17 protein-coding genes are annotated in these 17,081 nt (G+C 37.5%); 3 read left to right on the forward strand and 14 right to left on the reverse strand.

All coding sequences use genetic code 11. The features are described from left to right. Positions 1-164: 164 nt before the first annotated feature. The 5 genes from ytpR to V4T18_RS11305 form a co-directional block, all read right to left on the reverse strand. A complete protein-coding gene (gene ytpR, locus V4T18_RS11285; RefSeq protein WP_332649430.1) occupies positions 165-779 on the reverse strand; it encodes a YtpR family tRNA-binding protein in 615 nt (204 codons plus the stop codon). After that, complete coding sequence (locus V4T18_RS11290; protein WP_332649433.1) at positions 776-1,591, reverse strand: DUF1444 domain-containing protein; 816 nt, start codon at positions 1,589-1,591, stop codon at positions 776-778. The genes ytpR and V4T18_RS11290 overlap by 4 nt, the downstream gene beginning before the upstream one ends. A 102-nt stretch (positions 1,592-1,693) precedes the next feature. Further along, positions 1,694-2,209, reverse strand: coding sequence for a hypothetical protein (locus V4T18_RS11295; protein ID WP_332649435.1), 516 nt, complete (start codon positions 2,207-2,209; stop codon positions 1,694-1,696). A gap of 223 nt (positions 2,210-2,432) precedes the next feature. Next, on the reverse strand, positions 2,433-2,960 hold the full coding sequence (locus V4T18_RS11300; protein ID WP_332649437.1) for a DUF84 family protein: 528 nt from the start codon (positions 2,958-2,960) through the stop codon (positions 2,433-2,435). Between the two features lie 329 nt (positions 2,961-3,289). Beyond that, positions 3,290-4,366, reverse strand: a complete 1,077-nt coding sequence (locus tag V4T18_RS11305) for a M42 family metallopeptidase (RefSeq protein ID WP_332649439.1) — start codon at positions 4,364-4,366, stop codon at positions 3,290-3,292. A 235-nt stretch (positions 4,367-4,601) separates the two neighbouring features. Between V4T18_RS11305 and V4T18_RS11310 the strand changes: the two genes are divergently transcribed. Next, the gene (locus V4T18_RS11310; protein ID WP_332649441.1) at positions 4,602-4,919 is read left to right on the forward strand and encodes a hypothetical protein; all 318 of its coding nucleotides are present in this window, start codon (positions 4,602-4,604) and stop codon (positions 4,917-4,919) included. A gap of 78 nt (positions 4,920-4,997) precedes the next feature. On the opposite strand, the gene V4T18_RS11315 is transcribed toward V4T18_RS11310, so the two are convergent. The 5 genes from V4T18_RS11315 to pepV form a co-directional block, all read right to left on the reverse strand. Next, positions 4,998-5,864 (reverse strand): YtnP family quorum-quenching lactonase, encoded by an 867-nt coding sequence (locus V4T18_RS11315; RefSeq protein ID WP_332649443.1) that lies wholly within the window; start codon positions 5,862-5,864, stop codon positions 4,998-5,000. A gap of 21 nt (positions 5,865-5,885) precedes the next feature. Then, positions 5,886-6,533 (reverse strand): tRNA (guanosine(46)-N7)-methyltransferase TrmB, encoded by a 648-nt coding sequence (trmB, locus tag V4T18_RS11320; RefSeq protein ID WP_332649445.1) that lies wholly within the window; start codon positions 6,531-6,533, stop codon positions 5,886-5,888. A 172-nt stretch (positions 6,534-6,705) separates the two neighbouring features. Beyond that, positions 6,706-7,713: an NERD domain-containing protein gene (locus V4T18_RS11325; RefSeq protein ID WP_332649447.1), complete on the reverse strand. Its 1,008-nt coding sequence runs from the start codon at positions 7,711-7,713 to the stop codon at positions 6,706-6,708. A 108-nt stretch (positions 7,714-7,821) separates the two neighbouring features. Next, on the reverse strand, positions 7,822-8,673 hold the full coding sequence (dat, locus tag V4T18_RS11330; RefSeq protein WP_332649449.1) for a D-amino-acid transaminase: 852 nt from the start codon (positions 8,671-8,673) through the stop codon (positions 7,822-7,824). Positions 8,674-8,693: 20 nt separating this feature from the next. Beyond that, on the reverse strand, positions 8,694-10,082 hold the full coding sequence (gene pepV, locus V4T18_RS11335; protein ID WP_332649452.1) for a dipeptidase PepV: 1,389 nt from the start codon (positions 10,080-10,082) through the stop codon (positions 8,694-8,696). Positions 10,083-10,419: 337 nt separating this feature from the next. Here pepV and V4T18_RS11340 point away from each other — a divergent pair, with 337 nt between their 5' ends. Beyond that, positions 10,420-10,641 (forward strand): DeoR family transcriptional regulator, encoded by a 222-nt coding sequence (locus tag V4T18_RS11340; protein WP_332649454.1) that lies wholly within the window; start codon positions 10,420-10,422, stop codon positions 10,639-10,641. A gap of 101 nt (positions 10,642-10,742) precedes the next feature. Here the strand turns inward: V4T18_RS11340 and V4T18_RS11345 are convergent, their stop codons facing one another. The 3 genes from V4T18_RS11345 to V4T18_RS11355 all read right to left on the reverse strand — a co-directional run bounded on the left by V4T18_RS11345 (position 10,743) and on the right by V4T18_RS11355 (position 14,738). Further along, positions 10,743-12,257 (reverse strand): GGDEF domain-containing protein, encoded by a 1,515-nt coding sequence (locus V4T18_RS11345; protein WP_332649456.1) that lies wholly within the window; start codon positions 12,255-12,257, stop codon positions 10,743-10,745. A 153-nt stretch (positions 12,258-12,410) separates the two neighbouring features. Then, positions 12,411-13,118: a pseudouridine synthase gene (locus V4T18_RS11350; protein WP_332649458.1), complete on the reverse strand. Its 708-nt coding sequence runs from the start codon at positions 13,116-13,118 to the stop codon at positions 12,411-12,413. A 9-nt stretch (positions 13,119-13,127) separates the two neighbouring features. Continuing rightward, positions 13,128-14,738, reverse strand: a complete 1,611-nt coding sequence (locus tag V4T18_RS11355) for a putative polysaccharide biosynthesis protein (protein WP_332649459.1) — start codon at positions 14,736-14,738, stop codon at positions 13,128-13,130. 332 nt (positions 14,739-15,070) lie between these two features. On the opposite strand from V4T18_RS11355, the gene V4T18_RS11360 reads away from it, so the two are divergent. After that, positions 15,071-16,324, forward strand: a complete 1,254-nt coding sequence (locus V4T18_RS11360; protein WP_332649461.1) for an NAD(P)/FAD-dependent oxidoreductase — start codon at positions 15,071-15,073, stop codon at positions 16,322-16,324. A gap of 280 nt (positions 16,325-16,604) precedes the next feature. On the opposite strand, the gene V4T18_RS11365 is transcribed toward V4T18_RS11360, so the two are convergent. Then, entirely contained in the window at positions 16,605-17,039 is a 435-nt protein-coding gene (locus V4T18_RS11365) for a CoxG family protein (RefSeq protein WP_332649462.1), read from the reverse strand. Positions 17,040-17,081: the final 42 nt, after the last annotated feature.

A 17,081-nucleotide genomic window follows, 5' to 3' on the forward strand; every position in this document is an offset into this window, starting at 1 on the left:
ATTTAGAAACCGCATAAAAACAATGTTTACGCATTTTTTCTTATAAAAGAGCACTACTTTCTTCGTGAACAATTCACAAAATTTGTCACCATAAAGCATACCATATCGTACAATTAAAAGAAAAAGCTAGTATAAAAGCGTTTTGCTTCTATACTAGCCTGCTATTATCGAGTTGGAATTTCGAAAGGTGAGCCAATTTCTGCATCCTCATCTAAAACAAGAATCCCCTTTACCTCAGGAGCTCCTGGAATAGCTAGCTCACGCGCAGAACAAAGCATACCAAATGAATCTACGCCGCGTAAGTTACCAGCCTTAATTAATAAACCTGATGGCATTACTGCGCCAATTTTTGCGACTACTACCTTTTGTCCCTCTTCTACGTTAGGCGCGCCGCAAACAATTTGAAGATTTTCTGTGCCAACATCCACAGAACAAACACTTAGTTTATCCGCATTTGGGTGCTTTTCCTTTGTGGCAACGTAGCCCACCACAAATTTAGGTGAGAAATCTACCTCTAAAGAAAGTGAAACATTATTTGCAAGAATTGCTGCTTCAAGCTTTTCTACTAACTCCGGTGTAACTTCAACGTTACCTTGTGCATCAAGCCCTACATATTGACTTGCGTTAAATAAATTAAAGGCTTTTACCTCGCCTGTTTGTGCTTCTTTTAATAAAGCGAAATCACCTACGCGCTCCACTTCTGTGCTAATAATTTTTTCAGTTGCTAGTTGAACTAATAATACGTCTCCAACGTATTGCTTATTATACGATACATTCATTGCTTCTCTTGCTCCTTTTGTACTTTGTTTTTCGCTAAAATGAATATTGGTTCGAGTTCGCCATCTTCATATACAAATGAAAGTGATGTTATAGGGACAGTGCCGACTGTAAAGAAATGCATCGTCATCTGCGCTAATACATCATACCCTACTTCACTGCGAATATCACCTATAATTAACACATCTTGGTGAGGTACAGAGATTGTCATATCTCCTTCTATTTGCGTGGCCATATTTTTCAAGAAGCCATCATTTAGTATACGACTAGCATCATAACCATCATTATGATTAATAAAGTAAAATATACTACCGGCTACTTCATCACGCTTATATTCAGTAGGCAGTTTTTTCACCGAAAAACGTGCTGCTTCTCGAATTTGCTCTGCTGTTACAGCCAATTGGGGTAGCATTGATTCATCTATAAGGCGATAAGTTGTTCCTAAATCGAGTGCATAAAAAATACGTGTTTCTGCTGTATGCTCTGTAGTCACAAAAGCATGACCATCATTTGATTGTTTTGGAAAGGATGTGGAGCGAATAATCGGGAATACTTGTGCTAATCCAACAAAGCCCTCTTGTTGCTCGCGCTGCATCGCTAGAAAGGTTTGTTGGATTGTGTACACCACTTCATCTATCGCTGCTTCCTTTTTCGTATTATACTTTACAATTATTTCTGATAAATAAATATCCATGCCACGCTTTAATATTTTATGCTCTAAACGAACCTTATCCTTTTCCTGATCAAAGGACCATTGAAAAAGCTCTTCACCTAATCTTTTCTTTAGTTCTTTCACTAGCTGTGGTGATTTCATACTAATCACTCCTATTACATAAATAAACGGCCCGCATGACGCGAACCGCTCTAAAGTACTTCTATTGTATCAAATTTCACATAAAATTGTATGAATTGCCTCTTAGTTCACTTTTACTGAACGAACGATTTGCATCATTTCTGCAAGCTTCTCATCAATTTTTTTATCCTCTGATAATGTTGTCATTTTAACACCGCCGCTACTCACAACAAGCTCGTATTGCTCGTCACTATGCTTAACAACAGCTGTAAAGCCAAACGCCTCTTTAAACTGGAACGTTTGCTCCTTGACAACCTCTTTCTCTTTATCTTCTAGTAAGTTTTCATAATGAAGCTTACTATCCTCCGCTTCAATCGTATTCACAAATAATATGAAATTATCTTTTCCTTTAGTAAAAATATAGTTCATTTCATTTGCGCCTTCTTTTACAGCATAACCACTTGGAACATAGACATTAATTTTCCCAACTTCCTTAGATGGCTCTAAAGCTACATCCTCAAAGGTCGATTGTGCACTAGCAACGCCTTGACTTATTTGCTCTTCTACTGTTTTGCCACAGCCTGCTAGCATCGCAACTAATGCTGAAATGATAACTAAGTGAATCCAATTGCGATTCAAAGTAAATCCCTCACTTTCTATCCCGTTTTTTATTTTAAGGCTTTATACCCTCTCTTGCAAAATAATTTGCTTATCTCTTAGTATTTTCACATAATTCGAGTCATTTTCATATTTTATATTTCCATCAACAATTAAGAATCCTACAGAAACAAAAAATCAATACTTCGCATCGTTACGCTACAATATTCGTAATTTTTCTATTTATGATTTTGACTAAATCCATCTAATGATCGTTATTATTTACGTAATACATAACTTGCCCAACAAGTAACATTACAATATGTTGGAACATTTGTTTTCTATCAATTAAACTATTGGTGAAAATCCCAATCGCACCTGCATGATGACGAGTATCCCTTGTTTTTGTAAAGTCATCCATGATTGGACCAAGCTCTCCGCCCTCTCGAAGCTTTACGGCTATTTCTTCTGGTAACGTAAATTGTGCCCCAGCACTAGAAATAACATGACCATTCTTTAATGCGACTGCTCCCCAATTACAGCAATACATCACACCATCTATCTGATGCACTCCTCCTTCGAGCCCAAAGCTTAGGTCTGCTTGTGCTAACTCTCGTGTACGAATAGCACGATTGATTGCACCTTCTCTTGTTTCCGTATCTGAAAAAGGCTGCTCGGAAACGCCAGAAGCAACCTCATAATGGACAAATTCTACATCATTGAAATATTTACGTAATACTTCCTCAACTGCCGCCGTTTTTGCTTTATTTTTTGTACCGATCGCTATCAACATTTTGTTCAACTCCAAATAAAAATTGTCTATTTAAATTATACATTGCCTAAAAAAAGAGAGCATCTCTGATTATAGAGAAACTCTTTAAGAAATTTGTAATTATCTTCACTCTTTTTTCTATTAACAGTCCATGGTAAGAAACCGTCGATTTCCGGGGGCAAGACCTCCCAAAAATCATGTTGCCCGGAGCCCCCGCAGAATTTACACTTTTGCAAATTTGAGGAGACTCAGCGCTGACCTCCGAAAAGCGGAGTGGTGAGGCTTGCCGATTTCTATAGGAACGCTTTGTCTAAAGTCTAAGATGCTCTCAACTTTGAGAGCATCTCTAATTATACATTTGAACGAATTGATTCAATTGTGGAACGATCTGCAGATTGAACTAATTTCACTAAAAGTTCCTTTGCTGCCTCATAATCATCTACATGAATAATTGACGCGGAAGTGTGAATATAACGTGAGCAAATACCAATTACTGCACTTGGAATCCCATCATTTGCTGTATGCACTCGCCCAGCATCTGTACCACCTGGTGACACAAAATACTGGTACGGAATACCATTAGATTCTGCCGTATCTAAAATAAATTCACGCATTCCTCGGTGTGTAACCATTGTTCTATCAAAAATACGTAATAATGGACCTTTTCCAAGCTGACCAAATTGATTTTTATCTCCTGAAGTATCATTTGCTGGCGAAGCATCTAAAGCAAAGAAAATGTCCGGTTGAATCATGTTTGCTGATACTTGAGCCCCTCGAAGCCCAATTTCTTCCATTACATTTGCACCTGAATAAATATGACTAGCAACTTTGTCATCCTTCAGTTCCTTTAATAGCTCGATAGCAAGACCACAGCCATAACGATTATCCCACGCCTTAGCCATTATCTTTTTAGGATTCGCCATTGGTGTGAAAGGACAAACCGGAATGATTGACTGACCAGGGCGAATACCCATCGCCTCTGCATTCTCTTTATTATCTGCTCCGATATCAATTAGCATATTTTTCATATCCATTGGTTTAGCTCGTTCAGCATCTGTTAATAAATGGGGTGGAATTGACGCAATGACACCAGGAATTTCCTGATCATTCGTATACACGGTTACACGTTGTGCCAGCATGACTTGATTCCACCAACCACCTAGAGGTTGGAAACGAATCATCCCATTTTCTGTAATAGATGTAACCATAAATGCTACTTCATCCATATGTCCAGCAACTAAAATTTTCGGTGCATTCTCATCCTCTGCATAACGAACGCCGAAAATTCCACCTAATTGATCTCGTACAATTTCATCTGAATATTTACTAAGCTCTGTACGCATAAACTCCCGTACAGCACGTTCATTTCCCGGCGCACCAGGTAACTCTGTTAATGTTTTAAAAAGTTGTAAAGTTTCTTGATTCACTAACAAGCACTCCCTTATTAAGTATTACTCACCTTTTATTATAACATAATTATTTCGACAATCGAATTGTACACCTTTTTTGAACACAGAATATTCGATATAGTTATTCGCTGCCTCAATTATTGTTAGAGATGGATATATCCTTATAGGGCAGCGATAAAAAACTAAGCTTAAAGTAAAAGACTTCCACATAAATAAATGGTAAAATAGCTTAGAAGATAAAGGAGGACGGCAAATGAAATTACGCGATTTTATGATGGGTGTTGTAACAGGATTAGCCGCAGCCATTATTATTAAAGAAGTATCCGAAAAGGTATCACCTTATAAATCTGCAAATGACGTATTAAACGACATTAAAGCTGAGTTTAAAAAGGAATCCCCTATCGATGGCTCATGGGTATTTATGAAAACTGAAAACTATACAAATGGATTTATGAATGTGCCGGTTTACCGTGGCGGCATTTCACGTATGAAAGATGGCGAAATGGAAACTTTCGAATTTGCAGCAGATGCTCGTACAGGTGCTGTCGTTGAGCTAAATAAGGTTAATTAAGCTGTCTCATTATGAGGCAGTTTTTTTATTACATTCAAAAGCCGTGCCCCCCAAAAAACTAGGCACGGCTCTATAAAATTAAGTGAATTGAATTAATGCTTCATTACTACGTTTTAAGCTATCTACAACTTCCTTACCAGTAACATCCCACTGAATCATGCGGAAATATGCATCATGATAAAAAATAAATTTATAGCTACCCTCTAACGCTTCTTTCATTATTTTTTCCTTTGCAAAAACACTTGTCATTGGATAATCGTCATAAGCGAGAACCCATAATGGATTTTGGTGTGCATGAGTCGGCATAATGTCCGCCATATGTAGAAGCGTTTCGCCATTTTGCTCAAGCTTAATAATAGCATGTCCCTCACTATGTCCACCTGTATGAATTAGCGTAATCCCTTGTGCGACATTTAACTCACCCTCATATGGCTTCACAAGGTGCTGCACTGGCTCCCAGTTTTCCTTCCAGTACGTATTACGTGATCGTATGTTTGGATTACGCATCTCGTCCCACTCAATTTGTGTTACATATATTTCAGCATTCGGGAAAGATGGTACTAACCCATCACCCTCCCAATGCGTTAACCCACCTGCATGATCAAAATGTAAATGTGTCATTAAAATGCCGTCGATGTCAGTTTTCTTAAGCCCAACTTCTTCAAGGCTGGCAAAAAGCGTTGACTCTTCTGACACACCGTAATTTCGAAGTTGCTTTTCATTTAACTTACCAAAGCCAACACCTGTATCGATCAGATAATTTTTCCCCTGATATTGAACTAGTATTGGTTCACAGGCAAGCTCAATTTGATTTTTGTCATTTGCAGGATATTTCCGTGACCATAACGCCTTTGGTACGACACCAAACATCGCACCACCATCCAAGGCCGTAACTCCCCCATTAAGCCACGTTAACTTCATATCGTGAAATAAAAGCTGATCCATCCATTTCTCCCCAATCTTGATTTATTTAGTTTTGAATTGCGATTCTAAACGATAAATCGGCTGCCCCTTTGCAGAAAATTTTTGTTCATATTCTGTCATGATATTGTCTTCAGGCATATTTGCGTGTAAATCAAGAGATACATAGTTTAAGCTCATGCCATATGCATTCATACTCATTAACGAATATTCAAATAATCCGCGGTTATCCGTTTTAAAATGGATTTCGCCATTATCGATTAGTACCGATTCATATAATTTCAGGAAGCCCTCATGCGTTAAACGACGCTTTGCATGACGCGTTTTTGGCCAAGGATCCGAGAAATTCAAATAAACTCGAGCAACGTCGCCCTTTGCAAAATACTGTTGAAGTTTATCTCCGTTCACTTTAAGTAAACGTAAGTTCGATGGCTTCTCGCCTTCTATAATTCGCTCTAAAGCGCAGACAATGACACTATCGAAAAGCTCGATCCCGATATAGTTAATATGGGGATTTTGCTTAGCCATCCCTAAAACAAATTGACCTTTTCCTGTGCCTACTTCAATATGGACTGGATTTTCATTACCGAATACGGCCTTCCAGTTCCCTTTATACTCCTCAGGGTTTGATATGATAACATCGGGATGCTCGTTAATAAACTCTAACGCCCAAGGTTTATTTCTTAATCTCACTTTATTGTTCCTCATTTCTATACTTTTGCATCTATACTTTATTATAACGTAAAATGCTATGTTTTGCTTTTATTACGAGTTATTATTGCATAGAGAAAAGGCTATAAAAACCCCCATATTTCCCCTCTTACCATTACAGGGAAATCCTACAATAATATCAGGTTGCAAAGCTCTATTCCGCTGAAGTTTCTACATGCCATATATCACGTTGGAATGAGGTTGTTTGACATGTTTTTAACATTGATTGTGCTGCTCGAATTTGCATATGCTTCATTGGCGAAACAGATTTTTTTATACCCTGCATCCATTCAGAGAATTTGCGTCTATCAACAATTTGTATTCCATAAGCTGTGCCCGGGTAATCTATATAGCCATTTCGAGAGAGGATTACTTTACGTATTGGCACTTCCACACCTTCCTGCTGGAACAACTGCGATAAGATTGCTTCACTACGATTTAAATCAATTATCGGACTGAGTGTCTTTTTCTCTATTTTACCGACTTTTTTCACCCAAAAACGATCGCTACTTCCAATATAAACTGCTTGGTCATCCTCCTCAAGCAACTTTATTATAATGCATTCAGTTGGTGTCAGTAGTATAATTTCAAGCTCAATCGGGGCCTTTTTTATTTGTAATATCGGATAATAGAATAGTAAGTAACAATCCGGCAAACTTTGTAAGCATGTACGTAGGAAAGAATCACGCATATATTTTGGATCAACATATGACTTTTCACGAACAGTAGAGCTTGCCCATTTCATTTGAAAATGGAAAAACTGGTCCATAAACATTCTTTTTAATTCATCAAGTGTTTTTGGGTTATAAACAATATTCGGCTCAAAATGTAATGTTGATTCTTCCTCAGGTATGTAATCTTCATCAGGCTCATTTGAAACATCAATCGATTCAGCAACTCCATCCTCTGCCATAGAATCATTTGTAGCTCGTGTTGGAAGTAGCTTTTTTAAGAAAGAAAAACGTGATTTATCGACTTCTTCCTCTTCTACTAATGTAGCTGGTTCAATATGCTCCCACTGCTCTATTTCATCGCCAGCCTCCCATTGCCGCTTTACTCGATCCCACTGATTCTTCTTCAGACGGACAAATTGTGTAGGATATCTAGCTAAATCGATTTGATAGCGCGATATATAATCTTGTAGCTTCACTAATTGTGCCATCTATTAACACACTCCATTTTTCTAGTTGTCATTGATTACAATTGTACATGAGTCCTACTAAAAAAAATAGAGGTATGCAAACATCGTTGCACACCTCATCATTAAAAATTAAGCGTTAATTGCTTGTGGGATCTTTGTATCAAATTGTGCTTGTAGCTTACGAGTCCATTCGCCAGGCTGACCGTTACCAATTGCTGTGCCATCTACTTCTACAATAGGTGTTACTTCGGAAGTTGTTGAAGAAACGATTAACTCATCCATTTCAAGTGCTTGCACCTTCGTAAATGCTTCTTCCTTCACAGGTAAGCCAATCTCTTCTGCACATTTTAAAATAACTGCACGTGTAATACCGTTCAAGATAAAGTTATCAGCCTGGTGTGTATATAGGACACCATCCTTGATTCCGTAAATATTTGAAGATGAACCTTCTGTAACCTTTTCTCCTCGGTGTAAAATCGCTTCGTAGCAGCCTTTTTCATGTGCCTCTTGCTTAGCAAGCACCGCCCCTAATAAGTTTAGCGATTTAATATCACAGCGTAACCAGCGAATATCTTCAACAAATGTTGCCTTCACACCTTTTTCAAAGTTTTCAATTGGACGTGGATTTTCCTTTGTATTTCCCGTTAGTACTGCCGGTACAGTTGCATCTGGGAAAATGTGATTACGCGGTGTAGTTCCACGCGTAATTTGGAAGTATACATGTCCAGTACCTACTTCATTCGCCTCTACTAGTTGATGAAGAAGCTGGTGTAATTTATCCTTTGAATAAGGGATAGTTAATTTAATTTTTTCTGCACTTGAATAGAAGCGATCGATATGCTCCTGAGCAGTAAATAATTGCCCATTATAAACTTTTACTACCTCATAAATTCCGTCACCAAATTGATAGCCACGGTCCTCTTTATCAATAACTACTTCTCCGTCCGCAACAATACGGTCATTCCATAAACTATAACCCATCTAAACTCATCCTTTTCTCGTTATTTACTCGCTAATTTAACGATTGCTTCAGCATAAATTGCTGCTGCCTTCACTAAATTTTCTACATCTACAAACTCATCGGCCTGGTGTGCAACGTCTGGTTCTCCTGGATAGAGCATCCCAAACGCCACGCCCTTTTTTAGGACGCGTGCATATGTACCGCCCCCAGTTGATAAAACCTTTGAAAAATCATTTGAATGCTTTTGGTACACTGAAAGTAACGTCTGTACAAGATCATCGTCTTCACTTACATAATGCGGAGCAGAATTACCTGCAATGTCTAGTGTAAATGGATAGCTTCCTAAACATTGCTGAACTGCAGTAATTTTTTCTTCAAAAGGATATGTGACACTATAGCGCATACTGATTTCAATAGTTCCACCATTTTCATCAAAAGACACTACTCCTGGATTTAACGTAGTATGACCAGACATCGCATCCTCAAACTCAAATCCTAATGCTGTGCCAAAATGATCACCATCAAATACTTCGACGATAAATCGTACAAAATCAGCAGCAGCTCCTGTTAAATCTTGTGTAAGTAAAAATTTTGCCAATACTACAGCTGCATTACGTCCTTTTTCAGGCTCCATTGCATGAGCAGATTTTCCTTTAACAGTTATTATATAGCGCCCACTATCATAATTTAAAGTACCTTGGGCATCATTTTCCGATAAAAATTTCTGAAAGTTCTCATCAATCTTTTCTGATGCTCTTTCAAGTATAGCTGTAGCTACATCAGGTACCATATTTATGCGTTTACCCGCTTGGAAAGAAATTAAAGTATCTTCCTTAGCTCGCTGGTTTTTTTGCGAAAAAATAAGATGTGCTATGCCTTTTTCTGCATTAATTAATGGAAAATCGGCATCTGGTGCAAAACCAATAGCTGGCATTTCTTCTTTTTCAAAATAGCGGTCCACGCATCGGAAGCCACTTTCTTCATCTGTTCCGATAATCATCCGTACTCGCTTATTGAGTTGAATTTCAGCATCCTTTACCATTTTCATTGCAAGCCATGCTGCCATTGTAGGTCCTTTATCATCAATAGCTCCTCGTCCAAACAGTTTGCCATCAACTATACGCCCCTCAAACGGAGGATAGGTCCAGTGATCACCAGCGGGTACTACATCGACATGACAAAGAATACCTAAAATCTCATCTCCTTCTCCCATTTCAATATGTCCAGCAAAATTATCTATATTTTTTACTTCCATCCCCTGTTCTTTACCTTTTGTAAGCATAAACTGTAACGCTTCAAGTGGACCTGGTCCGAACGGAATATCATCTGTAGCTTTTTCATCATGAAGTACACTTTCAATTTTAATAAGCTGTTGTAATTCAAATAATAATTCCTGTTTTCTAGCATTCGCTTCCTTTAACCAATCCATTGCTAACACCTCGATTTCTACTATATGTTATTTTACTCTTTCTGATTTTAAAAAACAAAACACTACCTTTGTCGTATATCGCCTTTTAAAATTGATTAGTACATTTCTCGTAAATATATTGTGTATTAATTGTTATTTTTATAATAATCCAATCAGACATATAGAATTTTCATTGATTTTTCGCTATAATGTTCTTATCAGAATATTCGTTCTGATAAAATTAATATGAAAAGGGGATGTCTAAGGCAGAAATTCCAAGCCGAAAGTAACCCTCGTAAATTGTCGTCCGCTAGTCTTTGCCATGAGAATTAAGATCGAAGGAGTGGTTCATTAATTTATGAAACCAACTACTGATAGAATGCTTAATCGTATTAAAGACGTGTATATGTTTATTCTTAATAAGGGAGAAGTGTCTACACAGGATTTAGTCGAAGAGTTCAACATCACTCCTCGCACCATTCAAAGAGATTTGAATGTGTTAGCCTTTAATGATTTGGTCATGAGTCCAAGTCGAGGCAAATGGACAACGACGAATAAAAAAGTCAAAATGACATCTTAGATTCTATAGCAGCAAGAACTCCTTTTACATGTTCGTGTAAATGAAATAAAAAAAAGAATGACCTGTCGTCGTGGTCATTCTTTTTTCTTTATGAGTCTTGCTCATTCCTTATGAACGGGACTTTCCAAATTTAACTTTGATGGTGAATAGCAATCTTTCCCCATATTTTTCGATTGATAAAGAGCTTGATCGGCACGCATAAATAGGCTATCCTCAGTTTCATCTTCCTTCTCCTGCAATGCCCCACCAATACTTATTGAAAGCGGATTCCATTTATTATTTGATCTATCCTCTTTTTTAGTCCGAACATTATATAAAATACATTGCGCAATTTCTTCTAGCTTTTCGAAGGAAGCATCGTAAAGCACAACTGCAAATTCATCGCCACCAAAACGAGCAACAAAGCCGTCTTTTTTTATACAATCCTTTAAAATTTTCACTAATTCCACTAATACTATATCACCTACTGTATGACCAAATTGATCATTAACATTTTTAAAATTATCTAGATCAATAACAAGTAAACCGATTTTTCCCTTTCGTTTACGACGCAATAAATCTTCTATTAAACTTAAATAAGACGCGCGATTATTTGCACCCGTTAATGGATCATATGTTGCTAATCGGATCGTTTTCGTTAATATGCGAATAATGATAATTAGCAGCAGGATTGACGTAACTATAGCAACAGCTAAAATCACCCAGAATTGTTGAATATTCCGCTTCAACAATGCCAATTCACTTTCATTCCCGTACTTCATATAAATAATACGCTTTGTTGAGGCATCACGTGATTGCTCTGCCTCATAAGGAATAAATCGGTAAGTTTCAATATACCCACCCTGAAGTTTTTTCTCAAATTGTACAGGTGACATCGTTTTTAATGCTTGATAATATGCTTCCTGAAACTCCTTTGAATGTCCTTTAATGGAATAATCCTCACCTGGATTGGCATCAAGATAGCTACCTCCTGCATTTAATATTCGAACATCCACAAGATCATCATATTTCTCGATTAAATTTTTTGTTGTATTAAAGAAATTAAATTTTTGAAAAAGAGGTACTGTTGCTGCATCTACCCCTAACTCTAATAAGTATTTTTTATCTGGCGTACCTAAGTAACTATATTTCCATAAGGAGCCTGTTGTTGAGGAAATATTAATTGCATCAGAGTAGTATGTACCTGTTAATCGACGTTCATCAAGTTGGGATGAAAAACCCTTACAGCACTCTGAAAAACTCCATCCTAAATCAGATTTGAAAGTCGTATGTACAACAGTGTTTTCAGCATCTAATACATATATTTCATAGCCATGCTTTGCTTTTAACGCCTCTAAATCCCATTCCAATATGTTAGGGTCCTTCTCATAACGCTTTACCATTTCTTTAAGCTCAATTTCTAATTGCTTTGTTGCTACTGAATCAAAGTAAAAATGTGCATTGTCTACTGTTCTCATATCACTAATTATATGATTTTCAATAAGCTCCCTGCTTTTTTGCTGTTGGATTTTTACATCGGCTCGAAGCAGTTCACGGTTTGTAAAGGCAACAACAGATACTAAAATGACAGTAAAAAGAATTAATGATACTAGAAGTTTTAAACGTAAGTTTTTCATATTAAATACCTATCCTTATGCCAATGGATTAGTTATATATTACTATATCATTCTACCTTTATAACAATCAGAATACAATTCTTTCTAGCTATTTTCAACAAAATGTAAAAAAATGCTTCTAAATGATGTTTGAAGCATTTTCTTACTTGTTTTTTATTGTATTAATTGCGCTAATTCTTGTTCTGTCAGCTCTCGGTAATCTCCTAGAGGTAATGATTCATCTAGCACGAGACTCCCCATGGAAATTCTCTTTAAATACGTAACCTTTTTCCCTACAGCCTCAAACATCCGTTTAACCTGATGGAATTTCCCTTCCTGAATCATGAGCTGGATTTCTGAGGTAGGTCCTGATTGTAAAATAACAAGCTCTCCAGGCTTCGTAACATAGCCATCATCTAGCTCTACACCTTGCTTAAAGGCCTTTATATCAGCTTCCGTAACCGTTCCATCAATCGTAGCGTAATACACTTTCGGGACATGTTTTTTAGGCGACAACAAGTTATGCGCTAAATTACCATCATTTGTGATCAGTAATAGCCCCTCTGTATCTTTATCTAATCGACCTACAGGGAATGGTTGAAAATGCTGTGAAAGTGGATCTAATAAGTCTATAACGGTTTTATCATAACGATCCTCCGTTGCAGAAATCACCCCCTGTGGTTTATTCATCATTAAGTAAATAAACTCCGTATAAATTACTCTTTCACCAAATACCGATACATCCTGTTTATCGGGATCTACTCTTAAGGCTGCATCCTTCACAACCGCTCCATCTACTGTTACAGCCTTTTGCTTTAATAAATTCTTCACTTCTTTACGTGAACCATATCCCATATTTGCTAACAACTTATCTAAACGCATATGCCACCTCTATTTAAAACCTAATTTATTGGCAATTTTCACAACACGAGCTCCTAGTAGCTTTTGAGCTAAACCAAGTCGAAGTGAAAGATAGCCGTATATGCCAACTCCTACAGCAATACAAACTGTACTATAAAGAAATGCCATTAGCTTACCTTGGGCTGGTGCAATCATATTAAGTACTGCATCTACACTGGCAACTGCAATAGCCATTACTGCTGTTAGTATAACAATTAAAAATATACGACGTTTAACCATAATTGAACGGTAATTTAATGTTTTATGAATGACCACAATATTAATAACAATTGTCGTCAAGTAACCTAGTGCAGTAGCTAAAATGGCACCATCTACCTCTAGCAATTTAATCAATGAAATATTTAATACAAGCTTTACTAATAGTCCAGTTAGCAAGCTAAACACTACCCATTTTTGATAATTGATTCCTTGCAATAATGCTGCCGAAACTGTAAATAAGGCAAAAAGAATCGCGACAGGAGCATAATGTGCTAACACCATTGCACCCATTTCACTTTGCTCATAAAGTACATGATAAATTTCCGAGGCCAAAATAGAAATACCAACAACTGCTGGTAGAGTTATAAACAACAGAATTTGATAGGTTTTATCTAAGGCACCTCGTAGTAAATCAAACTCTCCCAACGTATAATATTTCGTAATTGTCGGGACGAGTGCCATGGATAACCCCGTGGCAAGCATAACGGGAATCATTACAACTTTATGTGTAGAAAAATTCAACATCATAAAATAGATATCCGTAACCTTTGCTAACCCGATTGAGTTCATTGTTTTGTTAAAGGTTAGCATATCCACAAGTTGAAATAGTGAACCGGCAAGCCCAACAATAACAAAAGGAATGGAATATGTGATGACCTCTTTATATATTTTCGAATACGATAAATGACCTGAAGAAACGCTTATTGCTAGCTTTTCATTTAAGTCTCCTCTAAATTTCTTCCAATAAAAATATAGTACGCCAATCCCTGCTAGTGCTCCAATAAAGGCTGCAAACACCGCAAAATTAATCGCCGTTGCAGGCTCTCCTTTAAATACGACGATGACTAGGAATGCTCCCCCAAGTAGAACAATAATACGTGCAATTTGCTCAACAAGCTGAGAGGAGGATGTAGGCATATATTGTCCATAGCCCTGGAAAAAGCCACGGAATAAACTCATAAACGGAACGACTATTAGTGCAAAGCTTACCCAACGAATAACCTCTGCAATTTGTGCTACAGAATATATTTGCTCATCATCTTCAATAACGCTATGCGCAATCGGTGTGGCTAGTAAATTTAATATAATAAATGAAGCAAACCCTGATAGGATCATGGCCCAAACACCAGATTTCATTAATCGATGCCCTGCTTCATAATCCCCTAATGCATTATATTTGGAAACAAATTTTGATACTGCAAGTGGGAAACCAGAAATCGCAATTGAGAGCATAATATTGTAAGGGATATATGCATATTGATAAAGTCCAACATTCTCCTCGCCAACAATTGCATAAAACGGGAATATATAAACAAGACCTAAAAATTTCGATAGGAATAACCCTAGCGTTAGAATTGTTGCACCCTTCATTAATTCGGACATATCATTCTTCCAATCTTCCTCGTAGTAATGTCTTTAACGGACAGAAAACAATGTATCATACTAAAAGTATTCTATGCAAATGACGCTTTTTGCACAAATAAGTTCAAAATGAAGCAGTGGAAAAGCTGCCTAATGATATTAGACAGCCGTTTATCTTATAAGAATCATTATGTACTTGTAGCTAATCCATCATGTATACAATCACGAACTGACAGTACTTTAAGATGTTTAAGTATAATAATCGCTTTTTTTCTAGCAATTAGCTTGCATAAAAAAATAATTATTATTAAATTATATATAAATATGGAGTGAGATGAAAGTGAGAAAAATAAATGTTTGATGTAATCGTCATTGGCGGAGGTCCGTCTGGCTTAATGGCTGCCATTGCTGCAGCCGAACAAAACAAAAAAGTAGTGCTACTAGAAAAGGGTGGAAAAATCGGTAAGAAGCTTGCCATATCTGGCGGTGGGCGTTGTAATGTCACTAATCGCTTATCTGTAGAAGAAATCGTAAAGCATATTCCCGGCAACGGGCGCTTTCTTTATAGTCCGTTTACCATTTACAATAACGAAAATATTATTGAGTTTTTCGAGGGGCTCGGTGTTGCCTTGAAAGAGGAGGATCACGGACGAATGTTCCCAGTTTCAAACCGTGCACAGGATGTAGTAGATGCCCTCGAAAAGGAAATGAAGCGCTTAAAGGTTGACGTGCGCCTTCATACACCTGTTTCAAAGCTATTAATGGATGATGAGAAAATCCATGGGGTTCGATTAGAGAATGGTTCAGAGCTACGAGCGAATGCGGTAATCGTTGCAGTCGGCGGGAAGGCAGTTCCTCAAACTGGTTCAACAGGTGATGGCTATCCATGGGCAGAGCGTGCTGGTCATACCGTTACTGAGCTGTACCCAACTGAGGTGCCTGTTACATCCAAGGAGCCTTTTATTCAATCACGAGAGCTTCAAGGATTGGCGCTACGTGATGTTGCGGTGTCTGTCCTGAATAAAAAAGGGAAAGCACTTGTAACACATAGGATGGACATGCTATTTACGCATTTCGGTCTAAGTGGTCCGGCAATTTTGCGCTGCAGTCAGTTTATTGTGAAAGAACGAAAGAAAAATGGCGGAGCGCCTGTTCAAGTTCGAATTCAATCCCTCACAGATTACAATGAAGAAACATGTCTGCAAATGCTCAATGGGATGATTAAAGAAGAACCAAAAAAGGCAGTGAAAAACCTTTGGAAATCGCTTGTCCCTGAGCGCTGGCTATTATTTTTACTAGACCGAGCCTGTATCGATTCTGCACTAACAGGCATCGAGCTATCACAGGAAAAAATTCGTGCATTCGCTAAGGAGCTAGTAGGCTTCACAATGGAAGTCCACGGTACACAATCACTCGAAAAAGCCTTTGTAACAGGTGGTGGTGTTAGTGTAAAGGAGATTGATCCAAAAACAATGGGGTCCAAACTAAAGCATGGTCTTTTCTTCTGTGGTGAAATACTCGATATCCATGGCTATACAGGTGGCTATAATATAACTTCTGCACTTGTTACTGGACGAATTGCCGGCATGAGTGCAGGTGCGCTGTAGGCTTTTATAAAATTGTGGGTGTGGAAGTAATACTAGAGACGTTGCTTTGATTTACTAGCCACTTTTTTCGAAATACTAGCCAAAATTCGAAAAATACTAGCCATGTTTTCAAAAATACTAGCCTCTTTTTGAAATTTACTAGCCAACGTGAATATTGTTATACTATTTACTAGCCAATATTGCATTTATCTCGTCAGCTATTAACACTAGTAGCCAAAATAAGCAACTCTTCTATTTTTAAATACATAAAAAAGCGGTGTTCATACACCGCTTTTTTATCTTAAGCTGGAATTGTTCGTGCGATTTTTTCTGTTAAACGCGTTGTTACTTTCGGTAAAACTAACTTGATCATTGGTGCTAGAACTGCACCCGAAAGTCCTCCAGGATTTACTTCCACTGTACCTGTCATAAGTGTACCGCCGTCTACTTCCTCCGCCTGGAATTGACCGCTTCCTGTAAAGTTCTCAGTTATGCCTTTTAAATCAAATTTAATATGTGAAGGCTCCGTACGCTCTGTAATGTTTAACTCTAGTTTGACCGTTTTTTTAATACCCTTCATACTGCCTTCAAATGTCCAAATTGATTTGTTTTGGTCTACATCTTCATGCTCTTTATATGCCGGAACTAATGTTGCCCATTGTTCAATTTTACTTACGAAATCCCAAACTGTTTTAATATCTACTGGGACTTTTACAGAATGTGATGCTTGTGCCATACGTATGCCAACTTTCTATATTTCGTTAAATGGTAAACATTT

The organism is Lysinibacillus sp. 54212 (assembly GCF_036662795.1).
In the GTDB taxonomy this organism is placed as follows: domain Bacteria; phylum Bacillota; class Bacilli; order Bacillales_A; family Planococcaceae; genus Lysinibacillus_B.